The 9915-nt window shown below is 38.6% G+C and carries 7 protein-coding genes and 1 pseudogene; 6 read left to right on the forward strand and 2 right to left on the reverse strand.

The annotated features are described in order from the left end of the window. The first annotated feature begins 42 nt into the window (after positions 1–42). The 3 genes from ACKI5B_RS02490 to ACKI5B_RS02500 all read left to right on the forward strand — a co-directional run bounded on the left by ACKI5B_RS02490 (position 43) and on the right by ACKI5B_RS02500 (position 4851). On the forward strand, positions 43–567 hold the full coding sequence (locus ACKI5B_RS02490) for a DUF1850 domain-containing protein (RefSeq protein WP_407425498.1): 525 nt from the start codon (positions 43–45) through the stop codon (positions 565–567). A gap of 27 nt (positions 568–594) precedes the next feature. After that, positions 595–2658 (forward strand): TRAP transporter permease, encoded by a 2064-nt coding sequence (locus ACKI5B_RS02495; protein WP_407425500.1) that lies wholly within the window; start codon positions 595–597, stop codon positions 2656–2658. Positions 2659–2757: 99 nt separating this feature from the next. Further along, positions 2758–4851 carry a methyl-accepting chemotaxis protein gene (locus ACKI5B_RS02500; RefSeq protein WP_407425502.1) on the forward strand — a complete coding sequence of 698 codons (2094 nt, stop codon included), beginning with the start codon at positions 2758–2760 and terminating at the stop codon, positions 4849–4851. Between the two features lies 1 nt (position 4852). On the opposite strand, the gene ACKI5B_RS02505 is transcribed toward ACKI5B_RS02500, so the two are convergent. Next, positions 4853–5629: an adenosylcobinamide-GDP ribazoletransferase gene (locus ACKI5B_RS02505; protein WP_407425504.1), complete on the reverse strand. Its 777-nt coding sequence runs from the start codon at positions 5627–5629 to the stop codon at positions 4853–4855. Positions 5630–5706: 77 nt separating this feature from the next. Between ACKI5B_RS02505 and pyrE the strand changes: the two genes are divergently transcribed. Then, positions 5707–6396, forward strand: a complete 690-nt coding sequence (pyrE, locus tag ACKI5B_RS02510) for an orotate phosphoribosyltransferase (protein ID WP_407425506.1) — start codon at positions 5707–5709, stop codon at positions 6394–6396. A gap of 287 nt (positions 6397–6683) precedes the next feature. Beyond that, the gene (locus ACKI5B_RS02515; RefSeq protein WP_407425509.1) at positions 6684–7601 is read left to right on the forward strand and encodes a right-handed parallel beta-helix repeat-containing protein; all 918 of its coding nucleotides are present in this window, start codon (positions 6684–6686) and stop codon (positions 7599–7601) included. 57 nt (positions 7602–7658) lie between these two features. Here the strand turns inward: ACKI5B_RS02515 and ACKI5B_RS02520 are convergent, their stop codons facing one another. Further along, positions 7659–9371 carry a SulP family inorganic anion transporter gene (locus ACKI5B_RS02520; protein ID WP_407425511.1) on the reverse strand — a complete coding sequence of 571 codons (1713 nt, stop codon included), beginning with the start codon at positions 9369–9371 and terminating at the stop codon, positions 7659–7661. Positions 9372–9491: 120 nt separating this feature from the next. Between ACKI5B_RS02520 and ACKI5B_RS02525 the strand changes: the two are divergent. Then, positions 9492–9915, forward strand: a pseudogene (locus ACKI5B_RS02525) (ABC transporter substrate-binding protein); the annotation flags it as partial.

Raw genomic sequence — 9915 nt, forward strand, 5'->3', positions numbered from 1 at the left:
AAATATTTCAAAGAAATCGGCGTTCTTAACTAACCGCCTTTAATGAAAAAACTTTTTTTACTGACAGCACTTGTAATTCTGACCGTGGTTAATCTGCCTTTAGTACAGGTGCTGTCAATTTCTAACCGCAAGAACTTTTCAGAAAAAATTTATTCGTTTTCTGCCGTAAAGCAGGGGTTTACAATCAGCTATACACATTCTGTGAACAAGGGAAGGGTTCATGATTTTTACCGTGTACTTTCTGACGGAAATCTGGAACTTTTTATGACAGAGTTCGTTTCGTATGGAGCTGGAATTCCGGAAAGCTATGAAACAGAAGATTCTGTTTTTCGTGTGACAGAAAACGGCTATGTAATTGAGAATCTGCACCGCCATCTTCCCCGGCTTGTGATGGCTGTAGGAGTTGTGGCAGAACATTCTGTTGCAGTTTCAAATAAAGAATCTCCGCTTGAAACAGATTTTGATAAAGAATTTTTTCTGAAAACTTTTTTTAAGCCGCAGACAAGCCTTTTATTTGAAGTCCGGCGTGTCTCGGTATTAAGCTATGTTTTTACAAAAAAAATATGAAAAATTTAAAAATACAAGGAGTTATGCATGAGTGATGAAATTGAAGACACAAAAGAAAGTCCTTTAGTAGAAAGTCTTCTTCCTACAACTAATGAAGATGAAATGAAGCAGCTGATGAAAGAGCTGGACAGGGAACAGGCATATCGCGAGCATAAATGCTGGCGGCAGTCGATTACAGTTCTGGTTTCAATTGCGTTTTGTATTTTTCAGCTTTACGCTACTTTAACAGCCCGCATCCCAGCCCAGATTGTGCGTGCTTCTCATCTGGCTTTCGTTCAGTTTCTGGCTTTTCTGCTTTTTCCTGCTACAAAAAAAATGCCCAAAAATACCCTTCCGCTTTACGATGTACTTCTTGCCTTTATTGGTTCCGGATGCTGGATTTACTACATCATTAATTTCAGGGAAATAGTCAATCGTGCAGGCTCATATACTCCGCCTGATATTGTTATTGGCATAATCGGAATCCTTATTCTTTTTGAAAGCTGCCGGCGGATTGTAGGTCTTCCTATCATGATTATTGCAGGAGGTTTTATACTTTATGCTTTCATCGGAAAATATCTGCCGGGATTTTTAAATCATCGTGGTTACCGCTTGAGCCGTGTTGTCAGTCATTTGTATTACACTACCGAAGGAATCATGGGAACTCCAATTGGTGCCTGTTCAACTTTTATTTTTCTGTTCATCCTTTTTGGTGCTTTTCTTGAAAAAACAGGAATCGGTCAGTTTTTTATTGATGCCTGTAATTCAATTGCAGGTGGAGCAAGCGGCGGTCCTGCAAAGGTTGCTGTTCTTTCTTCAGCGCTTTTAGGAACTGTTTCAGGCAGCTCTGTTTCAAATACTGTTGGTTCTGGTTCATTTACAATTCCGATGATGAAAAAACTCGGTTACAAGGGTGAATTTGCCGGTGCTGTTGAGGCAGCCGCTTCAACAGGCGGACAGCTTATGCCTCCGATTATGGGAGCTGCTGCTTTTTTAATGGCAGAAAGTGTAGGTGTTCCTTATCTTACAGTTGTAAAAGCGGCTGTTATTCCTGCTTTACTCTATTTTTCCGGCATTTTTATTACAGTTCACCTTGAGGCACATAAACTTGGGCTTAAAGGCTTACCAAAAGAAGAAATCCCGAAATTTTTACCGCTTTTTCTTTCGCGAGGATATATGATTCTGCCGCTTGTGGTAATTATTTATTTTCTCTGTTCCGGGAAGACAGCCACTTATTCAGCTTTAATGGGAATTGTTTCGATTATTGTAATTGCAATTGCAGTTTCTTTTGTTGATATCGGTAAAGGTAAGAGACCTCGTTTTAATTATAATGATTTAGTTGAGGTGCTTTGTGCAGCAGCCCGAGGAATTATAAGTGTGGCAATTGCCTGTGGCATGGCAGGAATTATTATCGGTGTGGTTACTCTTACGGGGCTTGGTTTAAAACTTGGTGCAGGCTTGGTTGCTCTGGCTCATGGTAAACTTTTTGTTACTCTTATTCTTACAATGATTTCTTCTATTATTTTAGGAATGGGAGCGCCAACTACGGCAAATTACCTTATAACGTCTACGATTACAGCTGGTGCAATTGTAAAATGTGTCTACGGTGCAGGAACTCCAAATCCTGAACAGCTTTTGCCTGCGCACATGTTTGCATTTTATTTTGGAATTATTGCTGATGTCACCCCTCCGGTAGCCCTTGCTGCAATAGCAGGGGCCGCAATTGCAAAGGCAAAGCCTATGCGCACGGCTGTAAATGCAACCAAACTTGCAGTCGGGGCTTTTATTGTGCCTTATATGTTTATTTACAATCCTCAAATGCTTATGATTGGAGCCGATACTCTTTCAATTCTTGGAATTACTGTAACAGCTTTGCTCGGAATGTTTGCAATTTCAGCAGGTCTGGAAGGCTATGCTTTTGCTCACACAGGATTTTTTAATAATGCCGCCATTTCAGTAAAAGTAAAAACTGCATTTTCTGTAATCGAGCGGCTTTGTTTTATTGCAGCCGGTCTTTGCTGTATCGATCCTAATCCTAAAACAGACATTTTCGGTCTTGGAATGCTGATTGTTCTGGTCGCATTTCAGATTTTCAGAAAACGCAAAAATTAACATAAATTAAAAAAAATCCCTTAAAATAAAGCTAAAAAAATTGCATTAAAATAAAATTGTACTATAATAAAAGAAGTTTTATTTTAAGGAGATTTTAAATTGAAACTTACTAAGTTTTTCCGCACACTCCAGTTCAGACTGATTGCTATTGTTCTTGCAATTTTTCTTGTGTCAAATGTCGGTTTGTCTTATACCGCCATTAACCTTTCTACATCATCCACTTCAAAAACCGTTTCAAGGCTTTTAGATGCAGTAAGTGATTCTGCTGCCGGTAAAATCAAGGGCGAGACAGAAAAACAGTTCCGTATGCTGGAAGCTGTTGCTGCAATGGATTTTCTTAAAGATGATTCAAAAACATTGCTGGAAAAATGTCAGACACTGACCAGAATTGCAAAAATAAGTTCTGAGTATGAAAACATCGGTCTTTATGATTTTCAAGGAAACAGTTACACTGCTTTTGGTCAGAAAATTCAGCTTCAGAGAGCATATATTGATGCTGCAAAGGAAGGAAAACGGTATCTGGCCGATCCTGCAATCAACCCTGTGACAAATATTTTATTTCAGGTTTATGCAGTACCTGTTTTTGATTCCAATAAAAAACCAATTGCCTGTATTGCAGCAAATGTTTTAGGTGAAGTGCTTTCTAAAAAAATCGAACAGGTTTCTTTTGGAACAACAAATTCAAAAGTAATAGTAATTAACCGTAAAACAGATCTTATTGTTGCTTCTACAGAAGTAAGCGAAGTTTTTGAAGGAAAAGGCTTTGTTAATGATTCTCCTGAATTCCTTTCAGATATAGTTGCTTCTCTTATGGCAGAAAGCACCGGGAATGCAGAGTTTTTTGACCCCACTTCTGGTGAAAGAATGATAGCAGCTTACAGACCTGTCCCGGGAACTGACTGGTCTGTTATGGGAATCTGTGACCGCGATGATTTTTATTCAGATATAAACAAAATGACTTCCTTTATTGGAATCCTTTCTATAGTTATGATTATCGTTGCATTTGTTGTTGTTGGAGCAACAATGTCTATCAGTTTGAAGCCGCTTAATAATGTCCGTAATGCAATCGAAGATGTTGCTTCAGGAGATGCAGATCTTACAAAGCGTATAAATAATCATGGTGATGATGAAGTTGCTGATGTTGTAAAAGGATTTAATAAATTTATTGTAAAACTTCAGGAAATTATTTCTCAGATTAAAAATTCAAAAGAAAAACTTGGAATGACAGGTGTTGATTTACAGTCAAGTACTGCTGAAACCGCTTCTTCAATTACAGAAATTCTGGCGAATATCGAATCTGTTCATTCTCAGATAAATAATCAGTCAAATTCTGTACATGAAACAGCCGGTGCTGTAAATGAGATTGCTTCAAATATTGATTCCCTCGAAAAAATGATTGAAAAGCAGAGTGCTGGAGTTACACAGGCAAGTGCAGCCGTAGAAGAAATGATTGGAAATATCCGTTCTGTAAATGCTTCTATGGAAAAAATGTCAAGTTCTTTCAATGAACTTACAGACAGTGCCGAAAACGGTTCGCGGGTACAGCATGAAGTTAATGAAAAAATCGATCAGATTAAAAATCAGAGTGAAACACTTCAGGAAGCAAATATTGCTATTGCCGCAATTGCTGAACAGACGAATCTTCTTGCCATGAATGCTGCAATTGAGGCGGCTCATGCAGGAGATGCCGGAAAAGGTTTTGCTGTTGTTGCAGATGAAATCCGTAAACTCTCAGAAACTTCCGGTCAGCAGTCAAAGACAATCGGTGAACAGCTGACCAATATCCAGAACTCAATTTCTGCTGTTGTAACAGCTTCCATTCAGTCAAGTGAAGCGTTTGGAACTGTTACCAGTAAAATTAAAGAAACTGATGAACTTGTACGTCAGATTAAGGCTGCAATGGAAGAGCAGAATGAAGGTTCACAGCAGATTAATGAAGTCCTGCATTCTATGAATGATTCTACACTTGAAGTCCGCACGGCTGGTCTTGAAATGGCAGAAGGTAACAAAGCAATTCTTGAAGAAGTCCGTAATCTTCAGGATGCTACCGGTGTAATGCAGGACAGTATGCAGGAAATGTCTGTCGGTGCCCAGAAAATTAATGAAACAGGTGAGGCTTTAAGGATTATTGCAACTCAGCTTAGTGATTCTATTAATGAAATCGGAAGCCAGATAGATCAGTTCAAAGTTTAGTCTAAAATAACAGTGCAGCTATGGCGAGTGAAATAAGCTCGCTCAGCTGTACAAAAAATCCTGCAGTATCTCCTGTAATTCCTCCGAAATTTCTCTTTGTAAAAAAATAGTACCAGATAAAAAAGCAGATTAATGTACATTCCTGTATTAAAAAAAATTCCCCATATAAGTAAAACCCAAATCCCAGTGAAAGAATAAAGAAAAATATACACCAGATTCTTGTAAAATTTCTTAGAGCAGAAGTTGAAAACATTTTTACAAGAGAGCTTGTTTTTGCAACCGGGAAAAGGGTGACGGAAATGGACGATAAAAGACGACTTTGAAAAAAAATTACCGGAAAAATCAATGGTTTTACAGGGGTTCTGCATAATCTTAATGTAAAGACATAGAACGAAATAAAATAAAGTACACAGCTTATTACTGAAAAAGCGCCGCAGTGAGAATCTTTCATAATTTCAAGTTTTTTTTCGGTATCACAGTGGCTTGCTACCGCATCACAGGTATCCATAAAACCGTCGATATGAATTCCTCCGGTAAATATAACCGGAATCAGAAGAAAAATGAGTGCAAAAAGAGTAACGTCCGGGGATTTTTGAAAAAAAAATTCGAAATTTTTTAACAAATAAAAAAGTGCTGACAATAATAAACCTGAAATAAGTCCTGTAAAAGGAAATGCGCACATTATATATCGCATGTTCTTTTCATTCCATTGAACTTCTGGTACTGGAATTATTGAGAAAGTGGAAAAAGCCAGACAAAAAGATTTGAAGAAAGTCATATAAAAAATTATAGCAGTAAACGGGTATTTTGTTTATAATCATTAAAAAATAATTATTCAAACAGAGGTTTTTAGTCATGGAACAGTATAAAAAAGAATTTATTGATTTTATGGTAGAATGCAATGTTCTCAAATTCGGGTCATTTACCTTAAAAAGTGGCAGACAGTCACCGTTTTTTATGAATGCAGGTGCTTATGTTACAGGAAGTCAGCTTAAACGGCTCGGTGAATATTATGCAAAGGCAATTCACGATAATTTTGGTGATGATATCGACGTTTTCTTTGGTCCGGCATATAAAGGAATTCCTCTTGCAGTTGTAACCGCTGTTGCTTATTCAGAACTTTACGGCAAAGAAATTAAATATTGCTGTGACCGTAAAGAAGAAAAAGATCACGGTGCTGACAAGGGAGCCTTACTCGGTTACAAAATTCAGGACGGAGACCGGGTTGTAATTATCGAAGATGTTACAACAAGCGGAAAATCAATCGAAGAAACTTATCCTAAAATTAAGGCTCAGGAAACAAAAGAAGGCGGAATTAAAATCGTCGGTGAAATTGTAAGTCTTAACCGTATGGAAAAAGCTCCAGATTCAGACAAAGCTGCCCTTGATGTAATTACCGAAAAATACGGCTTTCCTGCAAAGGCAATCGTAAGCATGAAAGAGGTTGTTGAGGCTCTTTATACAAATGGTGATAAAAAGCTTATTACTGATGAAATTAAGGCCGAAATCGATAAATACTACGAAATATACGGTGCAAAAAAATAAGAATTTTCTTATTTTTTATCTGCTTTGTAAATAATTTTATAATAAATAATCATTTTTATTCAAAAAATATAATTATTTCAAACAGTTATTGAATAATCTCTAATATCTCCAACTTTTATCTGGTATAAAATACTAAAATATGCTTTTCAGATATGAAATATAATTATATTGTCGGAATAGTACAAATTAGTTTCATTTTAGTATAAAGACGCTGTGATTATTATCTGTAATATATAACTGCAACGTTGCAGGCGGGGTTTTATCAGTAAAAAAAAGTGAGGAAAATTATGAAAGTTTCAAAAATTTTAAAGGCCGCTGCTTTAATGGCAGGTTTTGGCTTTGTTATGTCTTGTTCTGATTTGTCTGTAGATTCAGAAACATCTTCTGCAGAATCTTCTCGTGCTGCTACAACAACAGTTACATCAGAAAGTGCACTGCGCACAGCAATCAATAATGCTGCTGCAGGTGATACAATTAAGCTTGGCTGTAACATTTCTTTGACAAGCCAGCTTCAGCTCTTAAACAGCGGTACATCTTCAAGCAAAATTAACTTTAACGGATGCGGTTACACACTCGACTGTTCCGGCATTTCTTCCGGCTGGGGTGTAAAAGTTAACGGCTCTTACTGGAATATCGTCAATATGACAATTACAAAGGCTCCAGACTGTGGTATTGTATTCCAGCTCGGCGGAAACAACTATATTGCTTATGTCCGCACAACATATAACGGCGATTCAGGTCTCCAGATTTATAACAGTGCTCATGACAACTATGTTTATAAATGTGAATCATACTATAACTACGATTCTGACAACCTTGGTGAAGATGCAGATGGCTTTGCCTGTAAACTTTCTGCAGGCAAAAACAATGTATTTGAAGGATGTATAGCAGCTTATAACTCAGACGACGGATGGGATTTGTACGGGCAGCTTTATCCTGTAACTATGAAAGACTGTACTGCAAAATATAACGGCTACCGTAACTCAAGCCTTACAACAACAACAAACGGTGACGGAAACGGATTTAAACTCGGTTCTTCTGGAATCAGCGTAAAACATGTTTTGAGCGGCTGTACATCAAACTATAACCTTGCATGTGGATACGACGGAAATGGAAACTCTGCAACAATGAGTATTTCTAACTGTACTGCAACCGGTAATAAAAAATACCAGTGGTACAGAATTTCCGGTGTTTCAAATCAGTAAATAGCATTTAAACCAAAAAAAACACGGACAGCATTTGTCCGTGTTTTTTTTGCACTTTTAAGCGTTAAGAAGCTTTCTTGCCCGCTCCAGTGCCCCGGAAATATGGTCGTGGATGTTCTCCCGGCCGAGTTTGTCTGCCATTCCTGTTTTTTCAAGCAGCATATACGGCTGAGTGTGAATTCCTGAAATTACGATTGTAATTCCCTTTCTGTCGCACGCAGCTTTTGCCTGTTCGAGTGCACGGATTCCGCCTGCATCAAGGTAAATCGTGCTTCTCATACGCAAAATCAAAACCTTGTAGTCAACGCCGGCTTTTTCTACTGCAACTTCAAATTTTCGCACCGTTCCAAAGAATAGCGGTCCTTCAATTTCATAAACCATAGCGCCCTGTGGCAAATCAAGTTTTTCATCCGGCATATCGGTATGGATTCCCGATGTGAGCGCTTCCCGCTGGTTCTGAACTTCCGACAAATCTATCATCTTTTTGATGAAGAAGAATGCGGCAAGACCAAGACCTACTTCGATTGCAACAGTCAAATCTACGAAAACTGTGATTAAGAATGTCACTGCAAAGACTGTGATGTCTGATTTTTGTCCGTGCAGAAGGGCTCTGATTGCAGGAAAGCCTGCCATGTTCCATGCAACGTTAATTAAAACTGCTGCAAGGGCTGCCATCGGAATGTAAGATGCATATTTTCCTGCAAAAAGAAGAATCAGAAGAAGGGTGAGCGCGTGGATAATTCCTGCGATTGGAGTTCGGCCGCCGTTTTTGATGTTTGTCGCAGTTCTGGCGATTGCACCTGTTGCAGGAATGCCTCCGAACAAAGGAGAAGCGATATTTGCAATTCCCTGTCCGATAAGCTCAGTGTTTGAATCGTGCTTGCTTCCTGTCATACCGTCGGCAACAACAGCACTCAGAAGTGATTCAACTGCTGCAAGAACTGCGATTGAAATTGCTGTCGGGAAAAGCATGCGGATTGTTCCAAGAGAAAAATCCGGAAGCTGAGGAGCAGGAAGTGTGTTCGGAATTACAAAGTGTTCCCTTCCGTCTGCAAAAAATCCGATTGTGTCTGTTTTAAGACCTGCGAATTTATCGAGAAGAATAGAAGCAACTGTTGCAAGAATTAAAACAACGAAACTTCCAGGAATCTTTTTGATAAACTTAGACCAGATAAAGATAAATGCAAGGCAAACTGCAGCCATTACGAATGAATAAACATTGATTGTGGAAGCAGATTTTATGTAGACGATGATTTTAGGAAGAAAATCACCCGGCATTTTTGAATATTCTTCGCCAAGAATCTGCATTGGTGTCGAAAAATCCGGTGACAGCCCGAAAAAATCACCAATCTGGCCTGCTGCGATTGTGACTGCGATTCCTGCAGTAAAACCTGTAACGATTGTATATGGAATGAATTTGACCAGACCGCCCATTTTAAAGGCACCGAGCAAAATAAGAAGAATGCCCGCCATAAGTGTGGCTGTCGCAAGTCCCGAAAGACCGAACTGAGAGACAACACCGTAAACAATTACGGCAAATGCACCGGTAGGACCTCCAATCTGGACAGTTGAGCCGCCGAATGCCGAAATACAGAAACCTGCGATGATTGCAGTAAAAAGACCTGAGGCAGGATTTACTCCCGAAGCGATTGCAAATGCGATTGCCAGAGGAAGGGCAACAATTCCTACAATGAGACCTGCGATTAAATCAGATACAAAAGTTTTGCCATTGTAGCCTTTGAGTGATGAAATGAGCTGTGGTTTGAACATAATAAAAACCTGTTATATTTGAAGTTATAGGAAAATTATGCTGTTTTTAGCGGTTTTGTGCAACTGTAGACATCTTCACAGAAGAAAGACTTTTCATTTTTTTTATGCTATACTTTGCGTATGAAAAATCTTTCTTCCCTGCAAAAAGTCATATCTGTAAAAAAATATTATCTGTGTATATCTGTGTTAATCTGTGGCTTGTTTTTTTCCTGTACGCGTTCGCCGGAAATGACCCTTTCTGAAATTGAGGCGGCCAGAGCTGCTGGTTCAAATGAGCTTATAGAAAAGACTGTGCACCGGCCAAAACAGAGCAGTAATTTTGTTCCTGGAAAGAGCGGCGGTACATACAATGATTTTATTATGGGAGACCCGAAAAGCTTTAATATGCTGGTTGCAGAAAAAGACGGAGAAACTGCCGGAGTAATTGCTCCTTTAGTTCAGTATCTTGCAGATTATGATGTTGTTGAACGTAAATGGAAGGGACATATTGCTGATTTTGAAATTAAAGCTGATGAAAAGCTTCGTAAACTCGATGTAATTTACA

The organism is Treponema sp. (assembly GCF_045657965.1).
In the GTDB taxonomy this organism is placed as follows: Bacteria; Spirochaetota; Spirochaetia; order Treponematales; family Treponemataceae; genus Treponema_D.

Bases quoted from the DNA above. Each gene is read 5' to 3' on its own strand.
- ACKI5B_RS02495 (WP_407425500.1), top strand. From the start codon at position 595: ATGAGTGATGAAATTGAAGACACAAAAGAAAGTCCTTTAGTAGAAAGT.
- ACKI5B_RS02520 (WP_407425511.1), bottom strand. From the start codon at position 9,371: ATGTTCAAACCACAGCTCATTTCATCACTCAAAGGCTACAATGGCAAA.
- ACKI5B_RS02515 (WP_407425509.1), top strand. From the start codon at position 6,684: ATGAAAGTTTCAAAAATTTTAAAGGCCGCTGCTTTAATGGCAGGTTTT.
- ACKI5B_RS02505 (WP_407425504.1), bottom strand. From the start codon at position 5,629: ATGACTTTCTTCAAATCTTTTTGTCTGGCTTTTTCCACTTTCTCAATA.
- ACKI5B_RS02490 (WP_407425498.1), top strand. From the start codon at position 43: ATGAAAAAACTTTTTTTACTGACAGCACTTGTAATTCTGACCGTGGTT.
- pyrE (WP_407425506.1), top strand. From the start codon at position 5,707: ATGGAACAGTATAAAAAAGAATTTATTGATTTTATGGTAGAATGCAAT.